Origin of the sequence: Herbidospora solisilvae (assembly GCF_009901565.1) — a bacterium.
GTDB lineage: Bacteria > Actinomycetota > Actinomycetes > Streptosporangiales > Streptosporangiaceae > Herbidospora > Herbidospora solisilvae.
Genome location: NZ_WXEW01000008.1, coordinates 533,680 through 550,178, shown reverse-complemented (window position 1 = coordinate 550,178; position 16,499 = coordinate 533,680). Strand labels below are relative to the sequence as shown.

At 71.1% G+C, this 16,499-nt stretch carries 14 protein-coding genes; 3 read left to right on the top strand and 11 right to left on the bottom strand.

The window, feature by feature from the left end; translation table 11 throughout:
• Positions 1 to 282 (top strand): hypothetical protein (locus GT755_RS28580; RefSeq protein WP_161482647.1); only part of this gene is annotated, 282 nt, incomplete at its 5' end.
• On the opposite strand, the gene GT755_RS28575 is transcribed toward GT755_RS28580, so the two are convergent.
• The 3 genes from GT755_RS28575 to GT755_RS28565 are packed head-to-tail and all read right to left on the bottom strand — an operon-like array spanning position 215 to position 4,115.
• Entirely contained in the window at positions 215 to 466 is a 252-nt protein-coding gene (locus GT755_RS28575) for a hypothetical protein (protein ID WP_030451368.1), read from the bottom strand. The two genes, GT755_RS28580 and GT755_RS28575, sit on opposite strands and share 68 nt — an antisense overlap.
• Positions 467 to 474: 8 nt before the next feature.
• Positions 475 to 1,701: a GNAT family N-acetyltransferase gene (locus GT755_RS28570; protein ID WP_161482646.1), complete on the bottom strand. Its 1,227-nt coding sequence runs from the start codon at positions 1,699 to 1,701 to the stop codon at positions 475 to 477.
• Positions 1,698 to 4,115 carry an ATP-grasp domain-containing protein gene (locus tag GT755_RS28565; RefSeq protein WP_161482645.1) on the bottom strand — a complete coding sequence of 806 codons (2,418 nt, stop codon included), beginning with the start codon at positions 4,113 to 4,115 and terminating at the stop codon, positions 1,698 to 1,700. Before GT755_RS28565 ends, GT755_RS28570 begins: the two co-directional genes overlap by 4 nt.
• Before the next feature lie 368 nt (positions 4,116 to 4,483).
• On the opposite strand from GT755_RS28565, the gene GT755_RS28560 reads away from it, so the two are divergent.
• Together GT755_RS28560 and GT755_RS28555 are read left to right on the top strand one after the other, a co-directional pair.
• The gene (locus GT755_RS28560) at positions 4,484 to 5,131 is read left to right on the top strand and encodes a chorismate pyruvate-lyase family protein (protein ID WP_161482644.1); all 648 of its coding nucleotides are present in this window, start codon (positions 4,484 to 4,486) and stop codon (positions 5,129 to 5,131) included.
• Positions 5,128 to 6,909 (top strand): MFS transporter, encoded by a 1,782-nt coding sequence (locus tag GT755_RS28555; protein WP_161482643.1) that lies wholly within the window; start codon positions 5,128 to 5,130, stop codon positions 6,907 to 6,909. Before GT755_RS28560 ends, GT755_RS28555 begins: the two co-directional genes overlap by 4 nt.
• 63 nt (positions 6,910 to 6,972) lie before the next feature.
• On the opposite strand, the gene GT755_RS28550 is transcribed toward GT755_RS28555, so the two are convergent.
• From GT755_RS28550 to GT755_RS28515, 8 genes are all read right to left on the bottom strand, one after another.
• Positions 6,973 to 8,256 carry a thymidine phosphorylase gene (locus GT755_RS28550; protein WP_161482642.1) on the bottom strand — a complete coding sequence of 428 codons (1,284 nt, stop codon included), beginning with the start codon at positions 8,254 to 8,256 and terminating at the stop codon, positions 6,973 to 6,975.
• Positions 8,256 to 8,651, bottom strand: a complete 396-nt coding sequence (locus tag GT755_RS28545; protein WP_030451374.1) for a cytidine deaminase — start codon at positions 8,649 to 8,651, stop codon at positions 8,256 to 8,258. Before GT755_RS28545 ends, GT755_RS28550 begins: the two co-directional genes overlap by 1 nt.
• Positions 8,648 to 9,913 (bottom strand): ABC transporter permease, encoded by a 1,266-nt coding sequence (locus GT755_RS28540; protein WP_161482641.1) that lies wholly within the window; start codon positions 9,911 to 9,913, stop codon positions 8,648 to 8,650. The genes GT755_RS28545 and GT755_RS28540 overlap by 4 nt, the downstream gene beginning before the upstream one ends.
• Positions 9,910 to 11,049 (bottom strand): ABC transporter permease, encoded by a 1,140-nt coding sequence (locus tag GT755_RS28535; protein WP_161482640.1) that lies wholly within the window; start codon positions 11,047 to 11,049, stop codon positions 9,910 to 9,912. The genes GT755_RS28540 and GT755_RS28535 overlap by 4 nt, the downstream gene beginning before the upstream one ends.
• Positions 11,046 to 12,581 (bottom strand): ABC transporter ATP-binding protein, encoded by a 1,536-nt coding sequence (locus GT755_RS28530; protein WP_161482691.1) that lies wholly within the window; start codon positions 12,579 to 12,581, stop codon positions 11,046 to 11,048. The genes GT755_RS28535 and GT755_RS28530 overlap by 4 nt, the downstream gene beginning before the upstream one ends.
• 73 nt (positions 12,582 to 12,654) lie before the next feature.
• Positions 12,655 to 13,728, bottom strand: coding sequence for a BMP family lipoprotein (locus GT755_RS28525; RefSeq protein ID WP_235967413.1), 1,074 nt, complete (start codon positions 13,726 to 13,728; stop codon positions 12,655 to 12,657).
• A 168-nt stretch (positions 13,729 to 13,896) separates the two neighbouring features.
• A complete protein-coding gene (locus GT755_RS28520) occupies positions 13,897 to 15,168 on the bottom strand; it encodes an amidohydrolase (RefSeq protein WP_161482639.1) in 1,272 nt (423 codons plus the stop codon).
• Positions 15,155 to 16,327, bottom strand: coding sequence for a glutamate--cysteine ligase (locus GT755_RS28515; protein WP_161482638.1), 1,173 nt, complete (start codon positions 16,325 to 16,327; stop codon positions 15,155 to 15,157). The genes GT755_RS28520 and GT755_RS28515 overlap by 14 nt, the downstream gene beginning before the upstream one ends.
• Between the last annotated feature and the right edge of the window lie 172 nt (positions 16,328 to 16,499).

Genomic DNA, 16,499 nt, shown 5'->3' with positions numbered 1-16,499 from the left:
CGGGCCGAACTGGACCGGCGGACGGCGGGCCTGGCGCGGGCCTGCCGTCCGCTGCTGGACCGGGTGGCCGGGAGGCTGGCCGCCGTCGCCGACGCCGCGCACACCGAGGCGCTCGCCACCGTCGCCCGCGACGCGGCCGTCCGCGCCGCCTGGGCGGGGGGAGTCGGCGACCCGGCCGTGCTGGCCGTCTGCGCGGGCACCGACTCCCGCACGGTCACGGCGTTGGTCGGCGCGGCAGCGGCAGCGGACGCCCCGGATGCTTACGCGCGTACCACGACGTGAGCAGCTTCTCCACCGCGACCAGATGGAAGTTGAGCTGGTCGAACAGCTCGCGGACGTCGTCGTCGGAGGCCGTCAGGCGGAAGGAGTCGACCAGGGTGGTGATGGAGTCGGGGTCGGCGTAGGGACGACGGCCGGCGCGTTCGGAGCGTTCGTCCTCGAACGGGCTGAAGATGGAGTGCGTCATGGTTCCCCCTAGGCGGCGAACATGCCGGTCTGAGCGATGAGCCGGAGCAGGGCCAGGTCGTCGACGTCCATGTCCTGCGCGTACGCGTCGAACAGTTCACCGGCGCGCCTGCGGTTGACCTCGCGGGTGTGCCGGGCCGTCCAGCCGAGCGGCGGGCGCAGCAGCAGCGACCACAGCGGGAGCAGCCGCGCGCCGCGCCGCAGCTTCTCGGTGAACCCCCCGACGCCGAAGTCGATCTCCTGCAGGTGCCGGGCCAGGCCCATCCTGACCGGGGCGTGCGACTGCAGGACCGGCTGCTCGGCGAAGTGGCCGGTGCGGCGGGGGTCGAGCGTGATGCGGTGGGCGACCAGGCCGTCGCCGTGCTGGAAGACCAGCCGGTAGCCGATCGTGGCGCCGTTGTGCGTGCAGAGGATCACGTGGGCCGAGCCGGCCAGCGGCGAGGCGAGGTAGCGGCGCAGCTCGCGCTCGGCGGCGGTGGCCTCCTTGGGCGTGGGGTGCAACCTGGCCAGATCGGGCAGCAGGGCCGCCGTCAGCGGCAGCACCTTGATCGCCCGCGCGCCGTCGGCGAACACCCGCTCCTCGCGCCGGGCCAGCGTCCGGCTCGACCGCTGGAGGGCGCCCAGGTGCTCCTCGAAGGTGCTGCCCTGGATCCGCATGACCGTCCGCGCGTGGGTCAGGATGAGCGGCGCGCGCGGGAAGTAGCGGGTCAGCCGCCCGGCCGTGGGCCCGTCGAGGTAGAGCACGGCGGCCGTGCCGTCGTCGGGCATGGCATATTGCACGGCCCGCGCCCACAGGTGCTCGTCGTCCGGGTGGCAGACGGGCACCGTGCGGTATCCGGCCGTCGCGCCGATGAGCGTGACCCGCCCCCAGGCCTCGGGGGTGCGCAACCGCCCGCCCCGCAACATGGAGCCGAACAGCCGGGCCGGGTCGAGCATCGGGCGGGCGGGGGCCCGGTCGTAGTGGCTGACCGGCACCACGGTCCGCAACGACGGCCGTCCCGTGCCGCCGACCCAGCCGAGGACCACGCCGTGCCAGGCGGCCGCGTCCGGGTCGGCGTGCGCCTGGTGCCAGGCCCGGCCGTTGAAGAACCCCGCGGCGGTACGGGGGGCGAGCTCGTCCCACCGCGCCGGGGCCGACCGGAGGGGCGCGGTGGTCAGCCGCACCTCCTCGACGCCCGGCCGCCTCGGCGCCTCCTCGTAGAAGGAGACCGCCGCCGTCGAACCCCCGGCCCTCATCGAACGGCCTTCGCCATGCTGGGCGGCATGACCGGCCGGCTGTCGGCCGCCGCCTTCTCGGGCGCGTCGTCGGGTTCGGCCTCCGGAGAGGGCTGCGGGGCGGGCGGCGCCTGCGGGGGCAGCGGCGTGGAGTAGGGCGTCAACGCGGGCAACGGCTCCGACCGATCCTGCGCCGACGAGGACTCCCGGCCCCGCTCGGGCGACTGGGAAAGCTCCCCGGCCCCCTCCGACGACTGCGAAAGCTCCCGGCCCCGCTCCGACGGCTGCGAGACTTCCCCGCCCCGCCCGGGCAATTGCGAGAGCTCCCGGCTCCGCTCGGGCGACTGCGAGAGCTCCCGGCTCCGCTCGGGCGACTGCGAGAGCTCCCGGGCCCGCTCGGGCGACTGCGAGAGCTCCCGGGCCCGCTCGGGCGACTGCGACGCGGAGGTCTCCGCTGGGCGCGGCTCCGTCCTGTCGTGCGATGCCGGGCGAAGCACGGCCTGCAGCGCGGCACTCTCCACGGGCAAGGGAGTCGAGTGCGGCGACACACCGCGCGGTGACCCGGGCGGTTCCGGCGTGGATCGCGGCTTCTGGGCGGACGGCGGCAGGGGCCCGGAGGGCTGCACCGGGATCGGCGTCAGGTTCGGCATCGGGTTCGGCATCGGGTTCGGCAGGGGGCCAGGCCGGGTGTGGGCGCCCGGGACCGACGGCAGCGGGGGGATGTACTGCGGCGCGGCGGTCTGCACCGGCAGCGGGGTCGAGTAGGGCATCGAGGCGGGCAGCGGCTCGGGCGTGGAGTTCGGCGCGGAGGCCGGCAGCGGCTGCGGCGTCGTGTGCATCGGCGCGGCGGGCCTCGGCTGCGGGACTGCGGTCCTGGCCGGCTGGGCGGTCGATTGTGGCACCGCCGTCTGCGCCGACTGAGGCACCGGCTGAGGGGCCTGCGACGGCTGTGCGGCCGGGATCTGGGGTGGTATCTGGGCCGGCTGGGCCTGCGACGGCTGTGGGGCTGGGAACTGGGCCGGGATCTGGGCCGGCTGTGCGTGCGGCGGCTGCGGGGCCGGGAACTGGGCCGGCTGGGGTGCCGGGGTGAGGGCCGGGGGAAGGGTCGGCTGGAGGTCGAAGGCCGGTTCCGGTTCGCGGATGCGCTGGATCGACGGGGGCAGGAAGGGCCACTCCGCCGGGATGTATAGGTGGGCGGCGCGCATGTGGGCGGCCCTCAGGTGGGCGGCGCGCAGGGCGCACTCGCGGGGGTTGCGGCCCGTGACGACGGCCCGGCCGCCGGGCTCGTAGCGTTCGAGCCAGCCCGCGTACGGCAGGTCGTCGTCGAGGTCGGCCAGGCGGGGGGCGCGGATGTCGACGGGGGTGACGATCGCGGCGCGGCGGTGGCGGTGCCGGGTGGCCTCCGGTTCGCGGCCGCAGCTGATGGCCGCGGCGGCGGCCGGGAGGTTGACCCCGGTGACGAGTTCGACGACGTGGCACAGCAGCGGGTCGGGCGGCCCGGCCCGCAGGCCCGTCACGATGGCGCTCTCGTTCGACAGCAGCAGGCCGACGCCGCAGTGCCCGTCCTGGACGCCCACCGCCGACACCGCGGTGGCGATGACGGCCGCCACGTCGGCGTCCTCCAGAAGCGGGTCGGCGGCGTCGACGATGTCGTACTCGCCGAACCGGCGGATCACCGCGACGCCGATCGGCGCGCCCGAACGGACCCAGCACTCCACCGTGACCGGTGCGCCCACCGGAACCTCCTCGACGAGAACGGCGCCGCTGTCACCCGTCGCGGCCTGGGCGCCGGCGAATCCGGCGGGGATGCCGGCGAGATCGTCCACGCGGCGCCGGGACAGGTTCCCTCCAGGGGTCCGGGCGACGAACAGGACGGGGCAGCCGATGAGCTGGGCGGCCCGGTTCGCCTCTTCGGGCGAGACGGCGAGGATCGACCGCGGGGTGCGCATGCCCCCGGCGGCGAGCAGCACCTGGGTGCTGACCGGGTCGGCGCTGCCGATGGCGGCGGTCTCCCCGAAGGAGGGCAGCCCCAGCCGCACGGCGGCCGCGGCCGCGACCTCCTGGTAACGCGGCTCCCAGCAGATGACGCCGTCGACGCGGCGGGAGAAGCCCTCGACGGCGGCGGCGACCGCGGACGGGGTCATGGCCGGAACCCGCAACCGGTCGGTGTGGCCGGACCGGCCGGCCGAGACGTCGTCGGTGTCGACGAGCACGACGTCGAAGCCGCCCTGGCGGACCTGGGCCAGCAGCGACGCGGCGTCCTCGGAGCCGCCGGAGCCCACCAGGGCCACGGTGCCGCGGTGGGGGGTGGGGATGCGCGCGCCGCCGCGGTGCGGCCACGGAACCCGGCGGGCGAGCGCCCGGCCGTTCACGACGCGACGCCTGGTCAGTCCGTCCCTTTCGCCGTTCATAACGAACAGGTATTGCACGTTCACTTGACTGCCGCCTTTACGAAGGAGGGTTCGCGCGGACTTGATGCAAATGATGTTGGAAGTATTGACAGGCCGATGTCAAGAAGAATTGTGACGGAGGGGGAAATGCATATCTGTCGTGATCCTTTTACGCGACACGGCACCCCAAACCAGGACAATCAGGACTCTCGCCACACATGTCACTCGCATTTCTGTAAAGGAATTTGACAAGAAGTCTTACAGCCTGGCCGATACCCCCACCTGCAGTGACGACGTGCTGGAACGCAACAGTGCAAGAGTGACCGAAATCCGACCCTATTGCGAAAGTGGAGAAAGTAATTAAGATCTCAACTTGTGTCAGATAGTTTGTCAGAACGGGAAAGGAGGGTCATATGAGCATCCCGGCCGACGCCGTGACCCGAATGGTCCTCACCAACGACGGATCAACGACGCAATTGCTTTCCGCGTTACTCGGTGTACCGCTGCGCGTCCGTGTGCTCGACCAGCGGGGGCTGCCGTCCTCGCAAGTACGCCCCCGCGCGGCCGTCAAGGCACTCGTGGCCGGCGAGGGCGACGAACCGCTCGTCGTCCGCAAATCGCAACTCGTCCGCCCGGACGGCAGGGCCATCTCGGTCAACACGGTGATCATGACGTCGAGTCATCTGGTCGCCCGCAGCATCGTCGACGGCGGGGGCACCCCCCTCGGCCAGGTGCTGCAGGGGGCCGTCGAACAGCGTCGCGTGATCACCGAGACCGGCTGCCGGATGAGCGAATGGGGCGGTGTCGGCCGGCCCAGCGTCTACCGCTCGTATCTCGTCTTCGCTGGAGGCAGGCCATTCCTCCACGTCGAAGAGCAGTTCCACCCCGCGATCGTGACGCCCATCCGGGACCTCCCCCTCCTGGAGGAGGACCCCCGGCAGTGGCCCGCGAAGAAACGTCCAGCGCACCCCCGCCGAGGACCCGCGATGCAGACGTACATCAGCGACACCCTGGTCTCCCTTCCCCAACCCGCCGCATCCTCCCGCAAGCCGGCCGAATGAGCGTTCTCACACAGCGGCGCGGTGACGACGGCCTTCCCCCGTTGCTCACCGACCCGCCCCGCCGCCTCCAGGGGCGCGGACGACCGGCGCCCAGCTCCCACAAGCGCAAGACCACCTACCTGCCCGTCATCGTGTGCGCCGGCATCATGGGCATCACCATGGCCGACACGCTCGCCGCCACCCTCGGCGTGCCGCAACTCGCCGAGAGCGGCTTCGGCCCCAAGTCACCGATCGACGTCCAGTGGCTGCTGACCGCCTTCGCCCTCCCGTACGCGGCGCTGCTGCCCGTCGGGGGACGGCTCGCCGACGTGTTCGGCCCGCGGCGGCTGCTCACCATCGGACTGTCCCTGTTCTCCCTCGCGGCGTTCTGCACGGTCGTCACACCCATGTGGAGCCTGCTGCTCGCCGCCCGCGCCGCGCAGGGGCTCGGCGCCGCCCTCATGGTCCCCGCCTCGCTGGCGATGCTGCTGGCGACGGTGCCCACCACCCGCAGAGCCGCCGCCATCGGCGTCTGGAGCGCGTCGACCGGCGTCGCCGGCACGCTCATGTACGCCCTCGGCGGCTGGTTCAGCCAGAACATGGAGATCGGCTGGCGCGTGCTGTTCGTGCCCAGCGCGTTCCTCACCCTGCTCCTGCTCACGCTGTCGATGACGCTGCCCCGGCCGCCCCACACCCGCGGCGCGGTGCCCGACATCATCGGCTGCCTCCTGCTGGGCGCCGCCCTGGCGATGCTCACCTGGGCGATCGTCCAGTTCCCCCGCCGGGGCTGGGACCCGTACGTCATCGGCGCGGTGTCCGGGGGGACACTGATGCTGCTGGCGACGATGGCCCGCTCGGCCTACCACAAGGCCCCCGCCATCGACCTCGGTCTGTGGCGCAAGGGCCGCTTCGCCCTGGCCGGAACCCTCTCGGCCCTGTACGGCCTGGTCTCCCTCCCGATCCTGGTGATCATGCCGCTGTTCCTCGGCCAGGCCATGTTCCGGTCGCCGGAGCTGATCGGCGCCGCCATCGCGCCCAACGCGGCCGGTGTCCTCGTCGGCAGCGTCGCCGCCGGCGGCCTGATCAAACGCCGGGGCCCGCGCGTGGTCATCTACCTGGGCGCGGTGGTCATCGCCGGAAGCTGCATCGGCCTGCTGCAACTGGTCATCGGCACCGGCCGGCCGCTCGACGTCCTGCAGGTGTGGTTGCCGCTGAACGCCGCGCTGGGCCTGGGCTTCGGCCTGCTCAACGCGGGCTCGTCGGCCGCCGCCGCGTTGACCGCCGGCCCGGAGCGCTACGCCACCGCGGTCGGCGCGACCATGTCCGTCCGCCAGGTGGGCGGCACGATCGGCATCGCCGTCACGGTGGTCCTGCTCGAACGCCCCCTGGTGGAGGCGCCGATGCCCGGCTACACGAGCGTCATCCTCGGGTCACTGGCCCTCGCGGTCTTCGCGGGCTGCCTGGGCCTGTTCTTCGGCGCCACGAAGCCACCGGCCCCGGCCCGCTCCGCCAAACGCACCCCGAACCGCCCCGAAACCCGCCCGGCCCCACGTCCCGAACCCCGCCAGACCTCACGTCCGGCGCCACGCCCCGACCGCCCGGTCGCCCGCACGCCCGTCCACCCGCCGATCCCCCTGCCGCGCCGCGCCGTCCCCATGTCGACCCCCATGTCGGCCCCCCTGTCGGCCCCCGTGGAAGACGAGGTCGCCGCCGAGATGCTGCGCACCCTCAAGGAGACCACCAACCGCATCAACCTCATCGCCGACGTCCTGCTGGACCAGCAGCGACCGACGCGGTGACCCGCGAAACCAGCCTGCCCGGTGACCCGCTGCTCGCGTCACCGGGCGGGCTCTCGCGTCGGGTCAGGCGGTGATGCGCTCCACGACCAGGGGCAGCAGGCCCGGGTCGGTGTTCTCGGTCACCTCGTAGGCGCCCTCCAGCGACTCCAGCGCCCGCTCGAAGCGTGACGTCTCGTCGGCGTGCAGGGTCATCAGCGGCTGGCCCTGCCGCACGATGTCGCCCGGCTTGGCGTGCAGGACGATCCCCGCGCCGAACGACACCGGGTCCTCCTTGCGGGCCCGGCCCGCGCCCAGACGCCAGGCCGCCACGCCGACGCCCAGGGCGTCGAGGGTGGTCAGCACGCCCGAGGCGGGGGCGGTGATCTCCATCGTCTCGGCGGCGCGTGGCAGCAGGGCGTCGGGGTCGCCGCCCTGGGCGGTGATCATGCGGCGCCAGGCGTCCATCGCCGAGCCGTCCTTGAGGGCGGTCTCGGGGTCCTTGCCGGAGACGCCGGCCGCCTCCAGCATCTCGCGGGCCAGGGTCAGCGTCAGCTCGACCACGTCGGCGGGGCCGCCGCCGGCCAGGACCTCGACCGACTCCTCGACCTCCAGGGCGTTGCCGATCTTCAGGCCGAGGGGGCGGTCCATGGCCGTGAGGAGGGCCACGGTGCGCACTCCGGCGTCGGTGCCCAGTTCGACCATCGTGCGGGCCAGTTCGCGGGCGTCGGCCACGTTCTTCATGAACGCGCCGGAGCCGACCTTGACGTCCAGGACCAGCGAGCCCGTGCCTTCGGCGATCTTCTTGGACATGATCGAGGAGGCGATCAGGGGGATCGACTCCACCGTTCCGGTCACGTCGCGGAGGGCGTACAACTTCTTGTCGGCGGGGGCCAGGCCCGAGCCGGCCGCGCAGACGACCGCGCCCGCCGAGCGGATGACGGCGAGCATCTCCTCGTTCGAGAGCGAGGCCTTCCAGCCGGGGATCGACTCCAGCTTGTCGAGCGTGCCGCCGGTGTGGCCGAGGCCGCGGCCGGACAACTGCGGGACGTAGGCGCCGCACGCCGCCACCAGCGGCGCCAGCGGCAGGGTGATCTTGTCGCCGACGCCGCCGGTCGAGTGCTTGTCGGCGGTCGGGCGGTCGAGCATCGACCAGTCCATCCGCTCGCCCGAGCGGATCATCGCGGCGGTCCAGTCGGCGATCTCGCGGCGGTTCATCCCGTTGAGGAGGATCGCCATCGCCAGGGACGACATCTGCTCGTCGGCGATCAGGCCGGACGTGTAGGCGTCGATCACCCAGTCGATCTGGGCGGCCGAAAGCTCGCCCCTGTCGCGTTTGGTGACGATGATGTCGATCGCGTCGAATGCCATTACTTCCCCGAAAGATCGTCAGGCCCGAAGGCGAACGGCAGGAACTTCGCCATCGGCCACGGCCCCTCCGGCGTCTCCACCAGCAGGTCGGGACCGCCGTGCTCGAACAGCAGCTGGCGGCAGCGCCCACACGGCATCAGCAGTTCCTCGTGCCCGTCCACGCAGGTGAACGCCACCAGCCGGCCGCCGCCCGAGGCGTGCAGGGCCGACACCAGACCGCACTCGGCACACAGGCCGATGCCGTAGGAGGCGTTCTCCACGTTGCAGCCGGTCACGATCCGGCCGTCGTCCACCAACGCCGCGGCGCCCACGGGGAAGTGGCTGTACGGCGCGTACGCGTGCCGCATGGCCTCCCCCGCCGCGGCCCGCAAGGCGTCCCAGTCGATCGGCGTCATTTCGCCTGTCCCCTCCGATAAGGCAACCCGTCGGCGGCCGGCATCCGCAGCCGTTGCGAGGCCAGCGACAGCACCAGCAGCGTCGTCAGGTGCGGCGTGAACGACGTGAACTGCTCGGGGATCGTGTCGGTGACCGCGAAGACGACCAGCACCGCGATGGCCGCGATCCCGGTCAGCAGGGCGGCCCTGGACCGCTGCTGCTTCACGAACTGCCAGATCGCCACCGCCACCAGCAGCAGCGCCACGACCAGCAGCAGCGCGTGCACCGAGGTGCCGCCCTGCCGGAGCTGGAGCGCGTCGGTGTAGCCGAACAGGCCCGCGCCGGCCGCCAGGCCGCCCGGACGCCAGTTGCCGAAGATGACCGTCGCCAGGCCGATGAAGCCGCGTCCACCGGTCTGACCCTCACGGTAGGTGCCCGCCGCCACGATCGCCAGGAACGCCCCGCCGAGCCCGGCGAAGACACCCGAGGCCAGCACCGCCACGTACTTGTAGAAGTAGACGTTCACGCCGAGCGACTCGGCCGCGACCGGCCGCTCGCCGACCGAGCGCAGGCGCAGGCCGAAGGCGGTGCGCCACAACAACCAGAAGGTCAGCGGGACGAGCAGCACGCCCAGCAGCGTGAACAGCGACACGTTCTGGGTGAGGCCGCGCAGCACCCCGGCCAGGTCGGAGATGAAGAACCAGCGCTGGGATTCCAGGTCTTGGAGCGGGCCGCCGATGCCGGGGATGGAGACGGTCTGCATCGCGGGGATGCGCGGCGACTGCGTGTCGCCGCCGCCCGACATCTCGGCGAAGACCAGCGTCGACAGGTACTTCGTCACGCCCATGCCGAGGATGTTCAGCGCGACGCCCGAGACCACGTGGTCGACGCCGAAGGTGACGGTCGCGACGGCGTGCAGGGCCGCGCCCAGCAGACCGCCGGCCGCACCCGCGAGCACGCCTACCCAGGGGTTCCCGGTCACGATCGCGCCCCAGGCGCCGAACCAGGTGCCGAGGATCATGATGCCCTCGAGGCCGATGTTGACCACACCGGCCCGCTCCGACCACAGGCCGCCGAGACCCGCGAGACCGATCGGGATGGCCGCCATCAGAGCCGCGCCGATCGCGCCGCCCGAGGTGATGTCGTTCGCGCCGGTGAGCACCCGGGCGACGGAGAGCAGGAACAGCAGCGCCAGCAGTCCGAGGAGAAGGACCTGCCAGGTCAGCTTGAACTTCCGCGCGGGAGGCGCGGCGGCGGGGGCGGCCGTTGTCGTAGTGGTCACGCCGACGCTCCTTCCTTCTGCGGGGTGGCGGACGCGCCACCGGCCAGTTCCCGGCTGACGCGCCTCTGCTCGGCGTTGACGCGATAGCGGTGCGCGAGTTCGTACGTGACGACCACCGAGAGCACGGTCAGGCCCTGCATGATGACAACGATCTCCGGTGCGATCTTGTGGAGGTCGAGGACCGTGGAGGAGACGTCCAGGAAGCCCCAGAGCAGCGCGGCGAAGGCGATGCCGATGGGGTTGTTGCGGCCGAGCAGCGCGATGGCGATGCCGGTGAAGCCGAGACCTGCCTGGAAGTTCAGGTTGTAGGTGAACGACTCCCCGAGGAGCTGGGGCATGCCGATCAGGCCGGCCGTGGCGCCGGAGATCAACATCGCGTACACGATCATATGTTTGACGTCGACGCCGCTGGCCACCGCCGCCGACTCCGACTGGCCGGTGGCACGCAGGTCGAACCCGAACCGCATCTTGTTCAGCAGCACGTGGAAGGCGATGCCGACGGCGATGGCCAGGAAGAACAGGCCATACACCATCTGGGGCGTACCGGGGATCAGCCCGATGCCGGCGATCCGGGCGGCCTCCGGGAGCTCCTTGGTGGCGATGTCGTTGCCCTGCCGCTCACCCCACACCTCCAGCAGCAGGTAGGCGCCGATGCCGGTGGCGATCGTGTTCAGCATGATGGTCGAGATGACCTCGCTGACGCCCCGCGTCGCCTTGAGCACGCCCGCGATGCCCGCCCACGCGGCGCCGACGATCATCGCGACCAGGATGATGACGATCGGCATGAGCGGCGCGGGCAGCGTGACCGCGCCGCCGACCGCCGCCGCGACCAGCCCGGCAAGGCGGTATTGGCCGTCGACGCCGATGTTGAACAGGTTCATCCGGAACCCGATGGCCACCGCGATCGCCGACAGATAGTAGGTCGTCGCGTTGTTGACGACCAACGCCAGCGAGCGGGGCTGCGAGCCGTAGTCGACCATCGTGACCAGGGTGTCGAACACCGGGTTGCCGGTGATGGCCAGCACGATCGAGGTGATGACTCCGGCGAACAGGATCGCCAGGAGCGGCGCGGTCAGCGTCACCCAGGCGCTCAGTCGCACCCGCCCGAGCCAGCGGTCAGCGAATGTCGAGCTCATGCTTCCTCCCCGGCGCCCGTCATCGCGGAACCGAGTTGTTCGGGGGTGACGGTCGCGGGGTCGAACTCGGCGACGAGGGTCCCGCGGTGGATGACCTTGAGCCAGTCGGACAGGCCGATCAGCTCGTCGAGGTCGGCCGAGATGAGCAGCACCGCGAGCCCCGCCGCGCGGGCGGTCCGCAGGTGGTCCCAGATGGCCGCCTGGGCGCCGACGTCGACGCCCCGGGTCGGGTGGGCGGCGATGAGCAGCTTCGGCTCACCGCTCATCTCCCGGCCCACGATGAGCTTCTGCTGGTTGCCGCCGGACAGGGCGGAGGCCAGGACGTCGATCCCGGGGGTGCGCACGTCGTACTGCTCGACGATGCGCTGGGTGTCGGCGCGGGCGCCCCTGCGGTTGATCCACCAGCCCCGGACGTTGACCTTCTCCTTCATGTGGCCGAGGATCCGGTTCTCCCAGAGGGGGGCCTCCAGGAGCAGCCCGTGGCGGTGGCGGTCTTCGGGGATGTAGCCGATCCCGGCCTCGCGGCGGCGCAGCGTCGTCCAGGAGGTGATCTCCTCGCCGGCCAGCGTGATCGTGCCGGTGGAGGGCCGGATGCCCATGATCGCCTCGACCAGCTCGGCCTGGCCGTTGCCCTCGACCCCGGCGATACCCAGGACCTCGCCCTTGTGGATGGTGAGGGTCACGTCGTCGAGCACCTTGCGCTCGCCCTCGGCGCCGATCGTCAGACCGGTCACCTGGAGCGCGACCACGTCGGTCACGGTCGACTCGCGGGTCTCGGGGCTGGGCAGCTCGCTGCCGACCATCAGCTCGGCGAGCTGGCGGGCGGTCACGCTCACGGGGTCGACCTCGGCGACGGTGGTGCCGCGCCGGATGACCGTGATCGCGTCGGCGACCTTCAGCACCTCGTCGAGGTGGTGGGAGATGAAGATGATCGTGATGCCCTCGCGGACCAGGCCGTGGAGGTTCTCGAAGAGCTCGTCGACCTCGTGGGGCACGAGCACGGCGGTCGGCTCGTCGAGGATCAGGATGCGCGCGCCCCGGTAGAGCACCTTGAGGATCTCCACCCGCTGGCGGGTGCCGACGCCGATGTCCTCGACCAGGACGTCGGGGTCGATGCCCAGGCCGTAGGCGTCGGAGATCTCCCTGATCTTCGTGCGGGCGGCGGCGAAGTCGAGGGCCAGGCCGCCCTTCCTCGGCTCGCTGCCGAGGATCACGTTCTCCAGCACCGTGAGGTTGTCGGCCAGCATGAAGTGCTGGTGCACCATGCCGATTCCGGCGGAGATCGCGTCACCCGGGGTGTGGAAGGTCACCGGCGAACCGTTGACGCGGATCTCGCCCTCGTCGGGGCGTTGCATGCCGTAGAGGATCTTCATGAGGGTCGACTTGCCGGCGCCGTTCTCCCCCACGATGGCGTGGATGTGCCCCTTCTGGACCGTCAGGCTGATGTCGCGGTTGGCGACGACGCCGGGGAACCGCTTGGTGATCCCCTCAAGCTGGACGGCGACCTCGGAGACGGTGGTCTCGGTGCTGATGCTGGCCTCCTGCGTAAGCGTGCCGAGAGGCCCGGTGGTGATCACCGGGCCTCTCAACGGTCACGTCGCCGTGTCATTCCTTGGGAACGGTGATCTCACCGCTCGAGATCTTCGCCTTGTACTCGTCGAGCTGGGCCTTGATGTCGTCGACCTTGCCGCCGGTCGTCGAGTAGTCGACGCCGCCCGCCTTGAGGTCGTACACCTTGGAGCCGGCCACCACGGAGTTGGTGGTGAAGCTCTTGATGAAGTCGAACACCGCGACGTCGACCTTCTTCAGCATCGAGGTGATGATGACGTCGGCGACGGTCGGGTCGGCGGTCTTGGCCTGGTCGGAGTCGACGCCGATCGCCATGCCGCCCGCGGCCTTGGCTGCCTCGAAGACGCCCGCGCCCGAACCGCCCGCGGCCTGGTAGACCACGTCGGCGCCGGCGTCGAACATGCCCTCGGCGGCGGTCTTGCCCTTGGCCGGGTCGCCGAAGCCGGAGAAGTCCGGCGGCTGGGTCAGGTACTTGGCCTGGATCTTGATGTCCGGCTTGACGGCCTTGGCGCCCGCCTCGAAACCGGCCTGGAACTTCTTGATCAGGGGGACCTCGACGCCGCCGACGAAGCCGACGTTGCCCTTGGTCGACTTCAGCGCCGCCGCCGCGCCGACCAGGAACGAGCCCTGCTCCTCGGCGAAGACCAGGTTGGAGACGTTGGGGAGCTTGTTGGCCTCGTCGTCGACGATGGCGAACTTGACGTCGGGGAACTCGGCCGCGACCTTGGCGACCGACGCGGAGTAGGCGAAGCCGACCGCGATGACCGGGTTGAAGCCGCCCGAGGCGAGCAGCCGCAGGCGCTCCTCCTTGGCCGACTCGGCCTCGCCGTTGCCGGCCTCCAGCTCGTTGATCTCGACGCCCAGCTCGGCCACGGCCTTGTCGAGGCCGGCCGCGGCGGAGTCGTTGAAGGACTGGTCGCCACGGCCGCCGATGTCGTACGCGAGTCCGACCTTGACGCCCGAGGCCGCGGGGGCCGACGACGCGCCGTCGGCCGGCGCGGCGCTGGGGGCGCCCTCGGTGGTGTCGCCGCCGCCACAGGCGGCGGCGGCAAGCAGCATCGCACCGGCGGCGGCACCGGCGACGACCTTGCCAAAACGATTGCGGAGCAAGGTGGGACTCCCCTTCCGTGACGTTCACTTCCGTCGCACGCGCGAACAGAACGCACGGCAACCTGCACGGAAGATAGTTGTTCCGGAAGGATGCTCAAAACGCCAGCACAGCTCCGCAATCAGCCTGTTATGCAGCTCACGCCACCTTGTGACCGATCAGGCGATCGATCAGGCGAGCAGCGCCTCCGACTCCGAGCCCCGGCGGACCGTCGTGCGCTGGCCGTCCCACAGGGCGGTCAGGGCCGTGGCGGCCAGCACCCGCACGCCGACGCCCACGCAGCGCTCGTCGACGTCGAAGGTCGCCTGGTGGATGTCGAAGTCGCGCTTGTCGCCCGGGGTGCGCACGCCCAGGCGGGCCAGCGCGCCGGGGATCGACTCCAGGTACCAGGCGAAGTCCTCGCCGCCGAGCGACTGGGAGGTCGGGGCGGGCGCGTCGGGCCCGAGGACCTGGATCGCGGCGTCGCGGAACATCTGCACGCTCCCGGCGTCGTTGACCGTCGGCGGCACGCCGCGCCGGTAGTCGAGCTCGGCCTCCACGCCGTAGGCGCCCGCGACCCCGTCGAGCAGCGCCTTGATCAGGTCGGGGGCGGCGTGCCAGGCCTCGTCCTCCAGGCACCGGACCGTGCCCTCGATCACCCCGTCTTCGGGGATCACGTTGCCGACCGACCCGGCCTGCACGCGGCCCCAGACCAGGGACAACGACGAGCGCGGGTCGACCCGGCGGCTGAGGGCCGCGGGGAGTTCGGTGACGATCTTCGCGAGGGCGTACACGAGGTCGGCGGTCAGGTGGGGACGGGCCGTGTGGCCGCCCGGCCCGCGCAGGCGGACGGTGAGCCGGTCGCACGCCGCGGTGATGCCGCCGGAGCGCAGGCCGAGCTGGCCGACCTCCAGGCGCGGGTCGCAGTGCAGCGCGAACACCCGGTCGAGGCCGCTGATGCCGCCGGCCGCCATCACTTCGAGGGCGCCCTCGACGATCTCCTCGGCCGGCTGGAAGATCAGCCGGACCCGGCCCGGCAGCAGCCCGGCGGCGGCCTGGCGGGCCAGGAAGACGCCGGTGCCCGCGAGGATCGCGGTGTGCACGTCGTGGCCGCAGGCGTGGCAGCGGCCGGGCTGGAGCGAACGGTAGGGCACATCCTTCTCGTCGGGCATGGCAAGGGCGTCCATGTCGGCGCGCAGGCCGATCGTGGGACCGCCGCCGGTGCCGATGTCGCACAGGATGCCGGTGCCCCGGGGCAGGATCTGGGGCTCCAGACCTGCCCCCTTCAGCAGGTCGACGACCTTGCCGGTGGTGCGGTGCTCGTTGAACGCGAGCTCCGGGTGCATGTGAATGTCGCGGCGCAGCGCGACGAGCTCACTCTCGTGAGCGGCGAGGAAGGCGTCGAGCTCCCCCGTCAGACCATGTCCCTCGGGAGACTCCGTCTCCTGATCATGTCCCTGCATGATCTGCTCCATCTGCCTTCCTCGCGGTGACGAACCGGTCTTGGGCCAGCTCGGTAACGGTCGCGTCGACAACGTCTTCAAGAGTTCCACCGGCGGCGATGATTCCCCGCTGCCGCTCGCACGAGCTGCCCTGGTCGAGCACGTCGCCCAGAACGGCCAGCTCATCGGCGCAGCCGAGCCGCTCGGCCACCGGTTCGAGTTCTCGCTGGAGTTCGTACAGCATGTCGCGCAGCGGGGCGGTCGAGCCCTTGTCGTCGGTGACGACGACGGCGTCCAGCCCGTAGCGGGTGGCCCGCCACTTGTTGTCGCGCACGACCCAGGCCGCCGGGCTCGGAAGCTTGTAGCCCCGGTCGAGCTGCTGGTCGAACTGTGTCACGAGGCACTGGGACAGGGCGGTCACCATGCCGACCTCGCGGAGGGTCGGGATGCCGTCGAACATGCGGATCTCGATCGTGCCGAAGTCGGGGTGGGGCCGGATGTCCCACCAGACCTCTTTGATGCTCTTGATCGTGCCGGCACGAATCAGGGTCTCCATGTAGTCCTCGAACTCCGACCAGTCCGCCAGTAAATGCGGCGGCCCGGCCGTGGGCAGTGCCCCAAAAACGATTGCCCGGCTGGAGGCGAGCCCGGTGTCTTGGCCGCCCCAGAACGGGCTGGAGGTCGTCAACGCCAGGAAATGAGGCAGGTAGGCCGCAAGTGCGTTGACTATAGGAATGACTTTATCTCGTTCCCGCACCCCGACGTGAACATGTACGCCGAATGTTTGGATGCGCCATGCCAGCCACTGCATCTCCTCGACCAGTTCGAGGTAACGCTGGTTGGGCGAGTACTCCGCGTCCCGCCAGTCGCTGATCGCATGGGTTCCGGTGCAGGCCAGCGCGATGCCGCGCGGTTCGGCGACCTCCCGGAGCCGGTTCAGGCTCCGCTCCAGGTCCTGGACGGCCTCCGCCGCGGTGTGGCAGATGTCCGTCACGATCTCGATCTGCGACTGCATGAGTTCGTGCATGGCCTTGGGCCGGGCGTTCTCGCTCAGATCGGGCACCGCGGCGAGGATCTCGCGCGCGTCCTGCCGGAGTCTGCGCGTGTGTGTGTCGATGAGCTGTAGCTCCCACTCGACGCCCAGAGTCGCACCGCGGGACGGATTGAACTCGATCGGCACAACAACCTCCATAGTCCATCGTCTCAGGCACTCTCACCCGACGTGGCGTTAATCGGCCAAACCGAAAGCCCACATCTGATCAAGGCCCCTTGTGCATCGTGACCTCTCATCCCGAATCGGCCAACTGCCCCCAAACGGTCTTTCAACCACTAGGGTCCAATGCGTACGCCTG